Source organism: Candidatus Omnitrophota bacterium (genome assembly GCA_016929445.1).
In the GTDB taxonomy this organism is placed as follows: domain Bacteria; phylum Omnitrophota; class Gorgyraeia; order JAFGIU01; family JAFGIU01; genus JAFGIU01.
In genome coordinates, this window is record JAFGIU010000012.1 from 20,371 (window position 1) to 36,624 (window position 16,254).

The 16,254-nt window shown below is 52.6% G+C and carries 14 protein-coding genes and 1 tRNA gene; 8 read left to right on the top strand and 7 right to left on the bottom strand.

The features are described from left to right. Window positions 1-79: 79 nt before the first annotated feature. The 3 genes from JW937_01760 to JW937_01770 all read left to right on the top strand — a co-directional run bounded on the left by JW937_01760 (window position 80) and on the right by JW937_01770 (window position 4,061). Window positions 80-1,012, top strand: a complete 933-nt coding sequence (locus tag JW937_01760) for an aminoglycoside 6-adenylyltransferase (protein ID MBN1586137.1) — start codon at window positions 80-82, stop codon at window positions 1,010-1,012. Between the two features lie 9 nt (window positions 1,013-1,021). After that, a complete protein-coding gene (locus tag JW937_01765; GenBank protein MBN1586138.1) occupies window positions 1,022-1,708 on the top strand; it encodes a tetratricopeptide repeat protein in 687 nt (228 codons plus the stop codon). A 94-nt stretch (window positions 1,709-1,802) separates the two neighbouring features. Continuing rightward, a complete protein-coding gene (locus JW937_01770; GenBank protein MBN1586139.1) occupies window positions 1,803-4,061 on the top strand; it encodes a sulfatase-like hydrolase/transferase in 2,259 nt (752 codons plus the stop codon). Here JW937_01770 and JW937_01775 read toward each other — a convergent pair. Both JW937_01775 and JW937_01780 read right to left on the bottom strand, forming a co-directional pair. Then, window positions 4,048-4,770: a HesA/MoeB/ThiF family protein gene (locus JW937_01775; protein MBN1586140.1), complete on the bottom strand. Its 723-nt coding sequence runs from the start codon at window positions 4,768-4,770 to the stop codon at window positions 4,048-4,050. The genes JW937_01770 and JW937_01775 overlap by 14 nt on opposite strands. Before the next feature lie 25 nt (window positions 4,771-4,795). Continuing rightward, window positions 4,796-5,131: a hypothetical protein gene (locus JW937_01780; GenBank protein MBN1586141.1), complete on the bottom strand. Its 336-nt coding sequence runs from the start codon at window positions 5,129-5,131 to the stop codon at window positions 4,796-4,798. Between the two features lie 87 nt (window positions 5,132-5,218). Here JW937_01780 and gloB point away from each other — a divergent pair, with 87 nt between their 5' ends. Genes gloB through JW937_01800 form a run of 4 tightly spaced genes read left to right on the top strand, consistent with a single transcriptional unit; the run spans window position 5,219 to window position 9,260 of the window. After that, a complete protein-coding gene (gene gloB / locus JW937_01785) occupies window positions 5,219-5,998 on the top strand; it encodes a hydroxyacylglutathione hydrolase (protein ID MBN1586142.1) in 780 nt (259 codons plus the stop codon). Window positions 5,999-6,054: 56 nt separating this feature from the next. Beyond that, entirely contained in the window at window positions 6,055-6,828 is a 774-nt protein-coding gene (locus tag JW937_01790; protein ID MBN1586143.1) for a hypothetical protein, read from the top strand. Further along, window positions 6,829-7,839 carry a hypothetical protein gene (locus JW937_01795; GenBank protein MBN1586144.1) on the top strand — a complete coding sequence of 337 codons (1,011 nt, stop codon included), beginning with the start codon at window positions 6,829-6,831 and terminating at the stop codon, window positions 7,837-7,839. Window positions 7,840-7,844: 5 nt separating this feature from the next. Beyond that, window positions 7,845-9,260 (top strand): hypothetical protein, encoded by a 1,416-nt coding sequence (locus tag JW937_01800; GenBank protein MBN1586145.1) that lies wholly within the window; start codon window positions 7,845-7,847, stop codon window positions 9,258-9,260. A gap of 8 nt (window positions 9,261-9,268) precedes the next feature. Here the strand turns inward: JW937_01800 and JW937_01805 are convergent, their stop codons facing one another. The 4 genes from JW937_01805 to JW937_01820 all read right to left on the bottom strand — a co-directional run bounded on the left by JW937_01805 (window position 9,269) and on the right by JW937_01820 (window position 14,997). Next, window positions 9,269-9,949 carry a DUF4956 domain-containing protein gene (locus JW937_01805; protein MBN1586146.1) on the bottom strand — a complete coding sequence of 227 codons (681 nt, stop codon included), beginning with the start codon at window positions 9,947-9,949 and terminating at the stop codon, window positions 9,269-9,271. A gap of 16 nt (window positions 9,950-9,965) precedes the next feature. Beyond that, window positions 9,966-10,814, bottom strand: coding sequence for a polyphosphate polymerase domain-containing protein (locus JW937_01810; GenBank protein MBN1586147.1), 849 nt, complete (start codon window positions 10,812-10,814; stop codon window positions 9,966-9,968). A 3-nt stretch (window positions 10,815-10,817) separates the two neighbouring features. Next, on the bottom strand, window positions 10,818-13,667 hold the full coding sequence (locus tag JW937_01815; protein ID MBN1586148.1) for a CotH kinase family protein: 2,850 nt from the start codon (window positions 13,665-13,667) through the stop codon (window positions 10,818-10,820). A gap of 184 nt (window positions 13,668-13,851) precedes the next feature. Continuing rightward, window positions 13,852-14,997, bottom strand: coding sequence for an SGNH/GDSL hydrolase family protein (locus tag JW937_01820; GenBank protein MBN1586149.1), 1,146 nt, complete (start codon window positions 14,995-14,997; stop codon window positions 13,852-13,854). A 121-nt stretch (window positions 14,998-15,118) separates the two neighbouring features. On the opposite strand from JW937_01820, the gene JW937_01825 reads away from it, so the two are divergent. Then, window positions 15,119-15,973, top strand: coding sequence for a sulfotransferase family 2 domain-containing protein (locus tag JW937_01825; protein ID MBN1586150.1), 855 nt, complete (start codon window positions 15,119-15,121; stop codon window positions 15,971-15,973). Between the two features lie 130 nt (window positions 15,974-16,103). Here the strand turns inward: JW937_01825 and JW937_01830 are convergent. Then, window positions 16,104-16,179 (bottom strand) — tRNA-Thr (locus tag JW937_01830). Window positions 16,180-16,254 lie beyond the last annotated feature (75 nt).

The following is a 16,254-nucleotide window of genomic DNA, read 5'->3' on the forward strand; positions in this document are numbered from 1 at the left end:
AACTTTTAAGTTTAGTCTTTTTGGAAGATCTCATCAACCCCCACCCCAACCTGAGGACAAAATAACAGGACTCTAACAGTTGCTTATAGATCATCCGCTTTACAAACCGCTAATCTCCAACCTACTTTCCTGGGCTCAGGAAGAACCCGATATCCGGGCCATACTCGTATGGGGATCCACTGTCCGGAGTCTAAAACCAGGCGCACCTGGAGCCGATCTTGACCTTGTCATCATCGCAAAACAACCCCATCACTACTTGGATACAGCAGAATGGCTAGCCAATATCGGCGATTCCTGGCTCGCTCTGCCTATTCGACAAATGCTCCACGGAGAGAAACGCAAGGCTCTTGTCCACACTGCCGTCTTTGATGAGAGGACTATTTTGGATTTTGCCTTTTGTAGCCCGACCGCTGTACGCATTGGCTATTTTGGGACAATAATGGCAGACAATCTGCCTTTTCTCGGCCGGCTTCTCCCGACTTCTCTTATGGAGACCACCCACATCTTTGCCCGCATATTCCGTCTTGGACACAAAGTCCTGCTTGATAAGGACAACTGGTCCTGGTACGTAAGACGACTAACCTCCCTCGCCCCAAGATCTCCGATGCCTTCGCAAGCTCAGTTCCATTACACCATCTCTCAGTTCTTCCGATATGCCTTGTGTGCCGCAACTTTTCAACGCCGGAAAGAGACTTGGTCCGCGATTCATATGCTCAGCTGTCTCACGACAGGACCCTTGCTTCAAATGTTACGTTGGCATGCACAGGCCATTCAAGGCGAGGAAGTTGAAACATGGTGGCAGGGAAAGTTTATTGAAGACTGGGTGGACAAGACATTTCTTGAGATGCTTCCCGGTCTTTTCCCTCGCTATGACAGCACTGAAATACAGAATGCTTTAGTGAGTAACTTATGCCTGTTCGATAACGTAAGTCAAGAAACGGCGAAGGCTTTGGGCTTTAGTTACCCAATGACAATGGCCGACAAAACCAAACTGGCTATCCAAAACCCCTAGGGTGCAAACATGGCTAAAATATCACCATTTCTCAGCTTTGTCCTTCTTTTGGGAGCCACTTGCTCCAGTGGATTTGCCTTTCAGGCTTCCACAACTTCCGAAATCACACTAGCGGACAGTTACCTCGATTCATTTCAGACCAAAGAAGCAATTAAGATTTATGAATCACTTCTGGATCCCATGTCTGAGGATCCTATGAACATCCATGTTTGGATTCAATTAGGCAAAGCCTACATTCAAGGAGCTCGAACAAATGATGCGATTATTCACTTTCAAAAACTTCGACAGTTAAGCTCAGACTATGCGGCAATTTGTGCTGAGTACATTCTTCTGGCGCGCGCAACTGGTGCTCTTATATCTGAACAATATGAGGAGGCTATTCACCTCTTCCAGGAATATCTTGGGATAAACCCAACCTATGTGATGGCTCTGACCCGGCTCAGTCGATGTTATCTTTTGACCAATCGACCTAGGCAAGCCTTGGAATACGCGGACAAGGCTTTGGCTATCGATCCCGCTCAAACCTGGGTGCACCCGGTTCGGGCGGACGCTCTAATTGGGATGGAAAGATATGAGGAGGCGCTGGCCTCCTTGCGAATCTATATATCCGATAGTGAAAGCCGTGGAAGCGAAAACCGCCATGTGCAAAGGATGAGGCAAAAGGCTGAAGAAATCGCAGCTCTACTCCAGGACTAGAAACCAAGACAGATTCTTGGCCCGGCTCACCTTCCAAGTTTTTTTACTCTTGGCGATTACAGCCGCGGCCTGTTCCGACTCGAGAAGCCTGGAAGTGACTCGGGATGATCAGGCGGTCAGACTCATTAAAGTTTCGGAATTTAGTGAGAGTTTAATCCATCTGCCCACGGTCTTCTTCACTGAAGAAGGCGACCCCTTACGAACCCTCCTGAGCCGACAAGACCTGAGTTCGGCAAAAACCGTTTTGGATATCGGTACAGGCACAGGCATCCTGGGGTTGATCGCTCTCAAACACGGTGCCGGACGCGTCGTGGCCACAGACATTAACCCTGAAGCAATAAGAAATGCGCGGTTGAACGCAGAGCGCCTGGGTTATTCAGCGGACAATTTCGAAGCAAGACTCGTAGCCCCGGAGAAGCCGCAAGCCTTTTCAGTCATCGAGCCCGAAGAGAAGTTCGACCTTATCCTCTCCAACCCACCCTGGAAAGAAGGGCCGGTCAAAAGCATCGAAGACTACGGGCAGTACGACCCAAACCGGGTTCTGCTGGGGAGCCTGATGCGCGGACTCAAGGCCCACTTGAGCCCTGCAGGCCGGGCATGGCTCTTCTTGGGCAGGGAGGAGACAATCAATCTGGCCCTGGAATTGAGCTCGGAAGAGGCTTTAAACACACGTCTGCTGGATGACAAGACCCTTGACCCGCTGAATCGCCGTGTTGTGATCCTGGAAATCACGCACCCCCAACATGTCATCCTCATCTCTCTCGATGCCCTCCGGGCGGACCACCTTTCTTGTTATGGTTACGAACGCAAAACCTCCCCGCACATCGACCATCTTGCCGAAGATTCGCTCCTCTTTAAGAGGGCTCATGCCACATCCTATTACACTCTGCCTTCGCACGCCTCGCTATTCACCGGCCTGGAACTTAACTCCCACGGCGTATCCACGGCCTCTCCCCTGGCTGGCACCATCCCCACTCTCAGCGAAACCCTTAGATCCCGAGGCTTTAGAACAGGAGCCTACGTGGCCGACATCCCCTGGTTCAGTCCCGGCTACGGTCTCGATAGAGGATTCGATACTTTTGAGCAGATTCCGGTCCATGCCGAGGACCAAATCAATCGCGCGATTCGCTGGATCGGAAAGAATCGAAATTCCGATTATTTCCTTTTCTTACACATCTTTGATATTCACTCTGATACCGACGTACTCCCCTATGATGCTCCCGAACCGTTTGCTGGAATGTGGTCAACTTCCCCGGACCCGAGCCTCCGGGCCCGGTGGGAGTCTCTGTCCCAAAGCCCCAGTGAATACCTTTGGGAACTTTCTTGGTCCGAGGACACTTTGCCGCCTGAACAAATTCAGTTTCTCCGGGACTCCTACGATGAAGGCATTGCCTACGTGGACCACGAGTTGGGCAGGCTGATTTCCTTTCTCAAGTCAGAGAGGTTATACGAAGGCACCTGGATATTTCTTCACTCGGATCACGGCGAAGAGCTCGGCGATCATGGTAAATTTTTCCACATCCAAACCTATGAAGAGGTGCTCCGGGTCCCCTTGATCCTAAAGCCCGCTTCCGGAAGGCTCCCCCCGGCTCATCTCTCGGAACCCGTGAGCCTTGTCGACATCTTCCCCACTCTGCTTGAACTCCTGGGCGTACCCTTAGCAAAACCCGTAGACGGCCGAACGCTTGTGCCGCTGATGCTCGGGAGGCCTTGGACAAGCTCGCCTGTGTACGCCATTCGGAGTATCGGGGGAGAGTACGTTGCCTGGATCGGCCCCTGGAAGGGCATTTATGAGTCCTGGAGAAATAAACTGAAGACACTCTACAATCTGGATCTGGATCCACAAGAGCGCCGGAACCGCCTCCATGACGCGCCTGAAAACCAGATCAGACTATTTGACGAGACTTTCCGGTCCTTTTCTTCCCGTCTCCCGGATGACCGGTCAATCATTCTCTCGGTCGACGGCCCTCAGGCAGAACGCGAGTCGCTTATAATTACCCTCACCAGTCCCGGAGTCTTGGACTTTGGACCCCTGCCTCCCTTTATCCAGACTGATATTTCTGCTGTGCCAAACGGGTTCCAATACAAGCCCACAAAATTCCTTGCTCTGCTCAGAATCAAGGTGACTCCTGAAGAGGCTCCCATTCAGTTGGATGTAAACAGGGAAGGCATCCGGGCGGAACCCGGTATTGTCTATTTCGGATCCCCTCTCAGCCATCCGCAAAGTCTCCCCTTTGAGTTTCAGATGAAAGATGTAGGCAGTGTGGATGTGGAACGCAATTTGATTGGGCAAACTCAAGCCCGGATAATCTTGCACAGCCTGAAGAAGGCTGAAGCACTCACCCGCAAGTAGGGCACTTGGGGTTCTTGCGCATCTTGAAGCGCGAAAAGCTCACGGTATTTCCGTCCCAGACAAGCAGCTCATTCTTCAGAGGCTCGCCCACACCCGTGAGACACTTGAGCGTCTCCAGGGCCTGCATGGATCCGATGACCCCGGGAGTCGCCCCCACAATGGGAAAGACCTCCGGCGGCGGGCCCTCGGGGAAAACACAGTTCAGGCAAGGCGTCAGAGGTGGATGGAAAACACTCAACCTGCCCTCCAAACCCCAGACAGCGCCGAACACATAAGGAATGGAATGCTTCACGCTCACCCGGTTCAGGGCAAAGCGCGTGGGGAAATTGTCCATACAGTCGACAATGATGTCTGCGCCGCCCACAAGCTCCTCGGCATTCTCGGCCGTGATCTTCTCCTCAAGGGCGGTCACCACAATATCTTCGTTCAGGGCTTCCAAGCTCTGTTTTGCAGACAGGGCCTTAGGCACATTGACGCGTGCGGGGTTGTGCAGGATTTGCCGGTTGAGATTAGAGTAATCCACCGTATCAAAATCACAGAGGCGCAGAGTCCCCACGCCCGCCACTGCCAGGTAAGTCAGAACCGGAGAACCTAAACCCCCGGCCCCGGCCACAAAAACCGTGGACTGCTTGAGCCGCTTCTGCCCGGCCGCTCCCCATCCCTCCAAAATCATCTGGCGATTGTAGCGTTTGAGTTCGTTCTCGTTCATCGCAATTTCAGTTGTCACACAAACCTCACTCTTTGGTCTTGTGAAAGCTTACGATGGGCGCTTGGGTTTCCAAAGTCTCCGGCCGTCCCCACTGCGACAGACGCCCGTCCTGAAAAACCACCCAAAAGGTTTCCGGATTCTTACCCTTATTATCCGTGACCGTGTACTCCCAGACTTCGATCTCGGCTGTGCCGTAATCTTTGCCCTGCACGGCCTTCGGCGCACCCAGCATATCCTCGACTGCCCCTTCGCTCATCCCAAAGGCAAGGTCCTTGAACACGGGCTTCTTGGGCAGGGTGGCGCAGCTGCTCAAGGCACTCCCGATCAGCAAGATGAATATAAAACTCAGAATCCTGTCCATAGTGGGCTCCTCCCCAATTTAGGCGATTATTATAGAACTTTGGCGGGATTCACACCATGAGCGCCTTTCTGGTACCCTAAAGAGCCTATGGATACGCTTCACATCACCCCCCTTGAGGCATTTACGGACAATTACATTTGGCTGCTGCGGGACGGCGCAAGCCCAAGCGCGGCAGTCGTGGACCCCGGAGACGCAGAGCCTGTCCTGCATACACTCCAGAAAGAGGGGCTGAATCTTACTGCGATTCTCATCACCCATCATCACTCCGATCATACCGGGGGAATCCGGGAATTGCTGTGGAATTATCCGCAAACCCCGGTCTATGGTCCGGCCCGGGAGTCCATTCCCGGCCTCACCCATCTTCTTCATGAAGGAGGTACTGTATCCCCGGAAGGCTTGAATACGGTCCTCAGGGTCCTCGATGTGCCCGGGCACACCGCAGGTCATATTGCCTATCACGGGGCAGGGGCGCTCTTTTGCGGAGATACGCTTTTCTCCGTAGGCTGCGGACGGCTCTTTGAAGGCAGCGCAAAACAAATGGTCTCTTCTCTGGACAAGCTGCGGCAGCTGCCTGAAGAGACGCGTGTTTACTGCGCCCATGAATACACCCTAAGTAATATTCGATTTGCCAAAGCAGTGGAAGGAAGCAATCCGGACCTGAAACAGTGGGAGCAGGACGCATTGGCCCTGCTGTCTCAGGGGCAACCGACTCTGCCCACAACCCTGGGTTTGGAGCGGCGCGCCAATCCCTTCCTGCGCTGGGATGTGCCCGCAGTGCAGGCCTCCCTCTTGGAACACACCGGACTGGCGCTCCGGGATAGCGCCGAGGTCTTTGCGGCTCTGCGCCAATGGAAGGAAACTGGGTAGGCGCGCAATACATCCTGATATGACGTACTCCTGACGGAGATTGTATACTGGTCCTCATGAACATGCTCGAATACGACCCCACACCGGTCATCACCCTGGATTTGGATTGGGCCCCGGATTTCTGTATAGATTACTGTGCCCAAGTCCTTATAGATCAACAGGTTAAGGCGACTTGGTTCCTGACCCATCTCTCCCCTGCTGTGGAACGGCTCCGTAATCATCCGAAACTGTTTGAGTTGGGTTGGCACCCCAACTTTATGCCCGGCTCCACCCACGGCTCGACGATGAACGAGGTGTTTGACCACATGAAGACTCTGGTCCCGGAAGCCCGGTGCATGAGGACTCACAATTTGGTGCAATCCACTTCCATGATGCGCATGGCTTCGGTGGAATACGGGGTGGAGACCGATGTGTCTCTCTGTTTGCTTGGCACTAATTTTCTGATGCCTCACCGTATCCACTATCTCAAGGGACACCCCGGTATTTTGAGGATCCCTTACTATTGGGAAGACGACCTCATTGCCATGACAGACACTCCGGACTGGCAAGCCCGCTCCTTCCACACTCCGGGTCTGAGAATCTATGATTTTCATCCAATCCACGTTTGGTTGAATATGTCGGACCTTTCACAGCACCGGCAAATGAAGGACCGGTATCCAATGGGCTGCCAATCGCCGGAACAAAGCACCCCATTTATCAATCCTGGAGAAGGTACAGGCACGTTTTTCAAGGCACTGGTAGATATCGCGAGCCAGAGCCGCTCCTCAACGATTAGTGAAATCAGCGACAGGTACGTCGCGGCGGAAAGCCCGGCCGGAGGAGTCTCCTAGATGAAGGTACTCATTCTCGGCAGGCAGGAGAGCCTCTACAACGCCGCTAAACTCCTTGCCGAGCAGACCTCTCATGAGGTCGTGGCCATTATCACCTCCAAATCCATGCCCGAGTACCTCAAAGACGAGAAGGACTTTGAAAATCTGGCGGCCGGGTGCGGAGCCCCTTTCCTAAAGACTCAAAACCTGGATGAAAACACCCTCAAGCTCATCAAAAAGTCCAATGCGGACATCGGAGTCTCCCTGAACTGGCCGGCTCTTATTTCGCAAGAAGTTCTGGATATGTTTCCTTTGGGGATCCTAAACGCCCATTCGGGGAATCTTCCGAGATTCCGCGGAAATGCCGTGGCCAATTGGGCGATCTTGAACGGCGAAGACAAAATTGTGTTCACCATTCACCAGATGGTGGCCTCAGGGGTGGATGAAGGCGCAATCCTTTTGCAAAGAGAAATGCCTCTGAATGACGAAACCACGATTCAGGACATCAACGAGCGCGGTGCTCTGGAATACCCTGCAATGTTCGCTGAAGTCCTGGCCGGATTGGAAGCCGGCAATCTGAGCCCCATTCCTCAGTCCATCCGGGGAGTGTCCCCGGTACGCTGCTATCCCCGCTTGCCGCGGGACGGCAGAATTAACTGGAGCTTGCCAGCCATGGAAATTCACGCTCTGGTGCGCTCGCTGACAAAGCCCTATGCCGGCGCATTCACTTACTACCGGGACAGCCAGGACAAGTTGAGGAGACTTTACATTTGGAAGACACGCCTCGCGGCCCCTGATGGAAGCGGCGTACTCGGTATGCCGGGTCATGTCATTGAGAATAACCCTGGCACAGGGGAATCACGGGTCCTCACAGGGGACGGGATTCTTACTCTGTGTGAGGCCTCCCACGGGCTTGAGGAATCCACCTTTAAGCCCGGGAAGCTTTGGAAGAGTGTCCGAATGCGCCTGGGCATGGATGTGGAGGAAGAAATCTTCAGAATCATCAGTACGACAGAACTGCGTTCAACTTAATTTCTATGGCCTGGATCGCCGCTCTCACACTTTCTTTGATTACCTTTCTCATACGCTTCTGGCCACGAGTCCGCCTGCTGAAATACGGAGACGACACCTGGTTCCATCTACTGATCGCGGATGTATATCGCAAAGAAAAGGCCCTCCCCCGAAAGTACCCGCATTTTATTCCCCCCAGCGACTCGGACTATCCGCCCGGCTTTTCGATGCTGCTGTCCCTGCTGAACAAGCAATGGCTGGACCGGTGGGAGCGCTATCTGGCCCCTGCAATGGAGGGGGTCACATCCGCCGCAATCTTCGGATTTGCATTTTGGCTGACTCATAGCCTGTGGGTCGCGTCCTTTGCCGCCCTGCTCTATGCCTTAACCCCGGCCGTGGCCTTTCAGGCAGCCAGCCTGAACCCAAGGCTCGTGGGTTATTTTCTGCACCTCTTAACAGGGCTTTGCCTTGTCTGGGGCGGCAACGAATTCCACTGGGCCGTCTTCGGTATCGTGATCCTCTTGGGCGCCCTAATCCTATACACCCACAAGATGACCGCCCAGGCCTGGATTGCGCTTGTCCTGGGCTATGCCCTGCTGCAAGGGGTGTGGGCCTACGTGTGGGGAATCCCTCTCGCGCTGATTTTGGCCTGCGGTCTTTCAAAAGGGCACTACCTGAAGGTCTTGCGCGGACACATCAAGCTGGTTCGCATGCATCTGAGATCTCTTCTGGACCCCGCCATGCAAGTCTACTCGGCGGACACACGGAAGCAGGCCCTGATCAAAGGCGGCATCTGGGCGGGATTGCTGCTCTTCTTCTCCGCGGCCATTCCGGACAAATCCCCTGCGCTTTGGGCTTTATTCGCTTGGGCCTGGAGTCTCTTCGCGGCTTTTGCGCTGACCAGCTTTGTGCGCCCGCTCAGGTGTTTGGGAGAAGGCTATCGTTATCTGGAGTACGGGATGGCCCCATGGGTCATCTTGTGGGGTATTTCCCTGCTGCAGCCGGGGCCCTTTCGCTTGATCTTGGGGGCCGCGGCCATCCTGTATATCGGTTTGGGTTGGATTCAAATTCGCAGAAACTGCGAAGTCCACCGGAATCACTATCCGAATATCGTGGATGAGGACCGGATGACCGTTTATCAGTTTATGAACGGGTTAGCTAAAGAAGGCGGGGTCCTGTGCTGCCCCAGCGGCATGTCCTATGCTACAGCGTATTTCACTCGATTCCAGGTCTTGTGGATGCCGAATTCCGGTTGGGAGCAAGTGCCTTGGCTCTTTCCCCAAATTACCCCCAACCCGAGCCTTCCCTTTTCCGGCATCGTGAGCCAATACGGGATTCGCTATATCCTGCATCATCAAAACTTCTGCAAACCCGCTCAGCTCAAACTGACCAATGCGGAAGTACTCATTCACAAGGGGCCTTATCGCTTGCTCAAGGTGTAGCCCTCATTTCAATACTCGATATCTTCCTCAGTTGAAACTGCAGCCACCTTGTTAAAGCCGTCTTGCCGGCTGAGCGAATCCACCACTTCGGAAATCTTCACGTTCTTCTTGGGAGTCACGCTGTAAACCAGCTCAAAATCATCTCCGCTGCCGTTGCGGCTCATATTCAGCAGCACGCTCTTCTTCAGCTTCTTATTGAAAATTTCTTTTAGAACTTCCTCACTGTGGCTGCCCGCACTCATAAACAGCCGGAGAATATAGTTGTCGGCCAAGAGCGATCCGTAGTTGAGCTTGGTAAAGATGACCATCATCAAGGAGATGAACACAGTACTCACAATCGCTACCTGATAGTTCTGCGTGCCCACAGCCATGCCCACGGCCAAGGCAAAGAAGATATAGGCCGTGTCCTTCGTGTCTTTCACGACCGTCCTGAACCGGATGATAGACAAGGCACCCACCAATCCGAACGCCACGGCCAAGTTGCTTCCAATGACCATCATGACCACCGCAATCAGACTCGTCACAAAGACCAAAGTAAACACGAAGGATCTCGAATACGAAAACCCGCTATGCGTCCGCATATAGACAGAGCTGATGATGAGCCCAAGGACTAGCGCCAATGTCAGGACGAACAACACAGTAAACACCGAATATTCGCCCTGGCTGGCCGTTAATAAATTGTCGAGCACGATTTCCTCCGCCTTTTTATTGAAACACCCGTTCCCTTGTCACTTCCGGAACAGCCGTTCCTTTTCTATGAGCTCTGCACTTCTTCTTCCGGCGTATTTCAGCCAAAAGCTGGCTTAAGAAACAATACCGGTCCGGATCGGATTCCAATCCACAACCGTTAATCGCATGCACATACTTGGAAACAGGCACTCTGGAAAGCTCATAGTCTTTCACCACCTGCCCGAACCATGCGGGCAAATGGCCCCTAAATTTGCTTTCCAATACACGGTAACCCGTAATATCCGTGTCCCCTGCTTTCTGATCCGCATCCATAGACAAATAGCCCCGATAGGGTAATGCCTTGACCCGGGAATCAAAGGTCACCCTGAATCTCGGATCAAAACGCCCCTGGTAAGCGAGGCGGTTGTATATTACATAAACAACCGGCTTCAAACGCCTCCTGACTTTTTGGACAAGAAATTCGCTCAAAAGCTTGTGGAGTTTTCCCTTGGCAGCCAAGGCCCATAAGGGCTCGGGATCCTCCAGTAAGCTGTGCAATTGGCCATAGGATATCACCACCCGGTCCTTGACCACGAACTCATTTTGTTTGCCTTTGCACTCCAGAAAAATCGGTGTCTTAGAATTAAAGTGCTTTGCATAGGTCCGGATCCGGAACTTCTTCCTTGTCTTAACGCCCCAGAGCTTCTCCCAATAGGCGCTGTAGTCGTCACTGTCAAAGTAAATACTATTCACCGTGTAGGGGATGTCTTCTTGCATATGCGCGTCTCGCAGCATGAAATGCTTCAACTCCCGCCAAAGCTGGGAATAGCGGTCCGGACGGATCAAGTACTTAAATTCATGTCTTCTAAAGTGCAGCTTTTCCATCGATCAGTGATTTCCTTTGTACCCCTGGGAAACTCCGTCCCCCGAATCTTTCAGGAACCCGTCCGCACTGAGCCTCTCAGCCCCAACGCCCGTTAATGTTGAGACCAATTCAACTTTGGAGTCCTCACTTTGGGAAATATCCATTTGATTGCCGGCCAGTACGGAATTCTCCACCCTCACACTCCCCCCGCCAAAATAGGCCTTTTTCTGATAGAGCGAGATACCCACCGCACTTTGGGCTATGGTGGAATACAAAATCCTCACAGTGGAGAGATCCTTGACCGCCACCCCGATTTCAGCCCGCTCAATATAGTGGTTATCTATCTCTATATTGGATTTCTCCCCTACGGAAACCCCCTTATCGCCGATCCCTTTTATGATATTGCCTGACAAATAGGTCGTTGAGTAGGATAAATCGATTCCGTCATTCCCTGAGTTCTCAAACACAGAGTCTTCTATCGAGCCCTGACAGTAATCAAAGTCAATAGAATCAGCGCTGTTGTTTTCAAAATAGCAATTCCTCACCACAGAACTCGAGTACTTGCAATTGAGGCCGTCATCTCCTTGGGAATCCTGAACCCGGCAATTGGTAAAATCTGCGGAAGCATTGTAAAAACAGACTGCGCCTGAATAGAAAACGCCCTCCAAAGTGTCCTCTGAACCCCCTGCAAAACTGACGTGGTCCAGACGGCTCCTCTGGGTACTGTTGCGGACGGCAAAGACCCCGAAGTTTGTCCCGGCATCACGAGGACCAATATGAATGGGGGCAGTTTGAGTCCCCAACGCGCTTAAGGTCCCTTCAGGGATAAGCACAGAAACGCCCGGAGCTAAGAATAGCTCTGTTCCGGGGCTTATCTCTAAATGAGATCCCTCAGGCAAGAGAGTGTCTTCATTCAAAACGACTTCTCCCGGCCCCCAAACCAAGGGCGCCTTTGGCAGAGCAGGCTCAGCACTCTCCTCTGACTTGCCGGATGCCGGATAGCTTTCCTTGAGCAGCTCCCTTTTCGCCAGAAAGGTCTTTGAATGCAGCTCATCTCCCTCCTGCCAGGTGGAGGGAATGCGCTCTCCGGTCACTGCATTCAACACGTCCACTGCTTCATCTCCAACAGCCAAGGTCCATCCTTCATTACCCAGCCGGCCCTCACCGAGAAGAAAATAGTCTGCAAAACAAGCTCCGGCCAGCAGCACTTGGCCGGACAAGCTCAGCTCAGGCACATCCCTGAGCCGTTCGTCCAGACTGGGCGTCCCTGCAGGGGGTATCACCCCGGCTAAGACCACGGAATCTGTAGCCAGCCTGAGCCGCCGGATTTCTTCAATGGTCTCCAGGCCGGCGGCAGTCGGAAGACCTTCGTCCGAATCATCCAAGCGGCCGTTCCTGTTTGTATCGCGAACCAATTGATATGCCCGCGGATTCTCAGTCTGCGCAACAGCGCTTTGCAGAGTCAGCCCTTGCAGCCGCACAGAGACTTTGTCCGTGCTGCTAAGCCTGAAGCCCCCTAACAAGTCCCAATCCGCGCCCTGCCACTCCACCGGCACCGTTTCCGTCTCTTCCTTATAGATGAAGTTGAAATTCGCCCTGCCAAGTTCTTTTCGAATCTGCTGATGCTTTTTCTTCACAATCTGCTTCAAGCTGGCCACGCTCTTCTCAAAGGTCTTGTTGGAGTAAAAGTCCTCATAGAGCTTCTTGTTGTAAAAATAGTCTTTCAGAGGGTCCGCATACACGTCCGGCTTGATCTTCCGGTGCATCTCCTCCACCAGTTGAAGAGTTTTTGCTTCCGAAACAGGGCCGTTTACGGCCCTCCACAAGATCTCATCCCGGCGGTGGTGGAATTCGGGGATCAAGAGTATCCGGTACATTAACCGGTGGTGGATGTAGTCAAGCGGCAAAAATAGGCTCGAGTATTCCCAATCCATCTGAGCCCCCAGCCCTTTGACATCCCAAGGAATCGGTTCAAAGCGCCTCAAGACCGGGTCAAAGTAAAGTTTGATATTGTGCCTGTTTTGATGCGTGCTCCCTACAAGAGACGCGTGCGCCACCCAAGTCAGAAAAGTCTCCATATCCAAAATCTTGGGAATCTCTCTCTTGAAGCTCTCCCCATCCGTGTCGTTGAGCACATTCAACAGGGAGATAATCGGGGTGAAATCACCTTCCCGGCCCTCTGCAGACGCATATTTCCGCCATGCACTGGGGTCTCTCCAGAGGGCCGCGATATGCGCAATTTCTCCGTAAACATCCCCCCGGGGCCTCCCGGAATATTCCAAGAAGGATTTGTCCGGCTGGCTAAATCCCACTTGAACGCCCTGGTACTGACCATTTAGGCGCATATGAATAAAAAACATTTCCGCAGTGAGCAAGCCCATGGCCTTGGCCAATTCAGTGACCAAAACTTCGCTCATAATATCCACGGACTTTGGATTGTTGATATTGAGCTTCCGGATTCCATGATACAGATGGTCCTTGGGGAACTTTACCCGCCAGGATTTTTGAGGCTTCCCCCAATGCCAATAGTTGTCCCCTCGAAACCGGACCTTAACCTGGTACTCTTCTCCGTCAATAACGAGCTGCCCCTTGGCCCAGGACTTCTCGGGCATGACCAACACCTCGGAATTTAAGGAGGGAATTTCACTCTTAAGAAGATTTAGGGCCTTGGGCTTAATATTCAAATCAAAAACAGGCAGTTCCGTCGTGTTCAGATTCTCTCTGACAAAAGTGCGGGGTTTCAGTCCAACGGCATTCCGGAGCCTGCGCCCCCAGGACAAGTGGACCGCATGCTCCCTGAAGGACTCAATCTGCGTACGGTTCATCTTAAGGAGCACCCAGAAATTGAGGGAGGACAAGACTACAACACCCATAAGAATTAAAGCTAGAAGAATTCCCTTGATCCGCATTCTTAAAGTCTCCGAGAAAATCGGCCGGATACAGCCGGATGGCAACCTGGGTCAATACTTCCTTATTTTAAGTGAGTATAGGCCTTAGAGCAATCGACCCGACTCCTTATCCGGATAGCAGATTTAAAGCAGGATAAATCATAGCGTCTTAGTCGGAGGGAACAAAGCGATTTTCCAGAATGGCGTCTGCATAATCCTGGGCGAGCAACCGAAAGCCGGGCTCGAGATAGTGCACATAGTCGAGAAACAGCTCCCGCCTTCCTCCAAAAACCGCCTCATTGTCGACACACACAAGACCCATTTCAGAGGCCACCTCGTGAATCGCCTGGTTGTACGCCTGATGGTGGGCCACGAACTCCTCATGCAAAGGATAAATCACAGTGTCGTTATAGGGCTTAAAGGCAACGTGCCGTCTGAAATACTCTTCACTTGGCTCCAGAGGCTGCGTGCCCAACACACACGGGATTCTGTTAGCCTTGGCCAATGTCACAAAGGACCTCAGATTGCGTTTAAAGACCTCCACCGCGACAGGATCCGGCTCCAAACCATAGGAACGCCGGGTCAGCTTGGCTTCGGCCTGGCCACTTGTCTTTGTGGACGCCATAATCCACTTCTGCTTCAGCAGATTTATCCGGTGCCACACAAACCAATAGAGCTGCGAGTGTTGAAACAAAGCGTTGGTGGCGGTATAGACCGACTCGTAGTCCGGAATTCCATAGTACTTATTCCGGAACTTGTTCGAGTAGTCAAAAGTAAAGCCCGGCCAATACTGGGCTGAGAGGTCATTGATATTGTGGCTGAGGATAATCAGATCCGGCTCCCAGGACAACACATCCAATTCCAAAAGAATCAGCGAATGCGGGGTGGCATAGCCCGCAGCCCCCACATTGATGACTTCAATCTTATCCGTCCCCAAACGGGACCGGAGTTCTTGCTCAAGCAAGGCCGGGTAGTGCCGGCCATTGGGATCTTTGGCCGTAGTGGATCCGCCGAAACACACAATCCGGAAAGTACCCTCCGGCTTTTGCAGAGGATAAAAGGCATCCCCGTCCGCAGAAGAGATGCAGCGCACGCCTCCCTCTTCACAATACAAATCAAAACCGCTTGTGCGAAAAGGAATGAGCGGCCTGCGAACACGTGCCAGTTCGTTCCGGTGCTGAGAGAAGAAGCCCCTGCCCAGGAACAGGTCTCCCGCTCGAATCCCCAGCTCCAAGACAACAAGAGTCACCAGAAGAGCCAGGAATCCGATCCTGAGGGCTTGCCACTTATTTGGTTTTGAGATGGGATTTCTCACAGTTCATCTTCTTCGCAGGAATTCTCAAGCCAACAGGTCCATTGTAGAAAGAAAATGCCAAAAGGGCCAGCACACCCGTCCAGCACTTCTGCCAACACCGCTTTAGCAAAGCGTGCCCCCCTTGATAAAAAGGCTTCGCTACTGTATTTTGGTGGCCGGGGTTACCCTGTTTGCGACGCCCCATTACAGAGAGTTCTCCTTGGACATTGTTGGATACGCTGACAATCTCAATCCTCGCTATGCAATGTATCTGGCCCTCTTCCATGGCTACCGCGCCTTCATGCCCCTAGGTCTTCAGAAAGCCTATAGTGCCTGGATAGGCCCCAAGCGCGAACAAGCGGTTTTCCTGTGGATTCCCAAATCCGCCGGATCGAGCGTCTGGACAGCCCTGCAAAAATATCATTGTCCAAAGCTAAGAGACCCCTGGGAAGTCCGGTTTTGTTTCTGCCAGAAGGGCCTTGTGACCTTCGGGCACCAGTCCTATTGGAGTCTTTTTGACTTGGGGCTTATTTCCGAGGGCTTCCACCAACGTTCATTCAAGTTCGCATTCGTCCGGAACCCCTACGACCGCGCAATATCTCTCTGGGGGTACCTCAAACGGGTGGAATGGATCCCCAACAATCTCTCCTTCAGAACTTTTGCTTATCTATTGCAAGACCGGGCTTTTCCTCCAGTAGGCCCCTATCACGTCAAGGGCCTCAGCCACTGCAACCCACAGGTATGCTGGCTCAAGAATCCGGAAGGCAAAATCTTTGCTGATTACGTGGGAAAACTGGAAAACATAAACGAGGATTTTGCAAATATCTGTAAACGGCTGGACATCGAGGTCGAATTACCCCACCTAAACAAGACTTCCCACAAACCCTACCAAGAATATTACGACGAAGAAACAAAAGAAATTATCGGAAGAGTCTACGCCGAAGACCTCAGCGCATTTGGATACACGTTTGAAGAGTCAACTCGCCAATCTGCCTAAGCTTCAATACCGGCCCATCCTTCCAGCACGCCACAATGTGCTCTTCCTTGAGGATTAATCGTGGGTTTTCAGCTAAGGAAGGCGAAACACAGATTGCTTCGCTAACGCTCGCAATGACGGCAGGTAAAACTGGAGCCAGCGAAGAGAGTCGAACTCTTGACCTACGGTTTACGAAACCGTTGCTCTGCCAACTGAGCTACGCTGGCTCCAAAAGAATTGAATTGTCTGCCAACTGTGCGCCATACTTCATGGCGCATCCGCCACGCCTTGTGGCGGAAGCT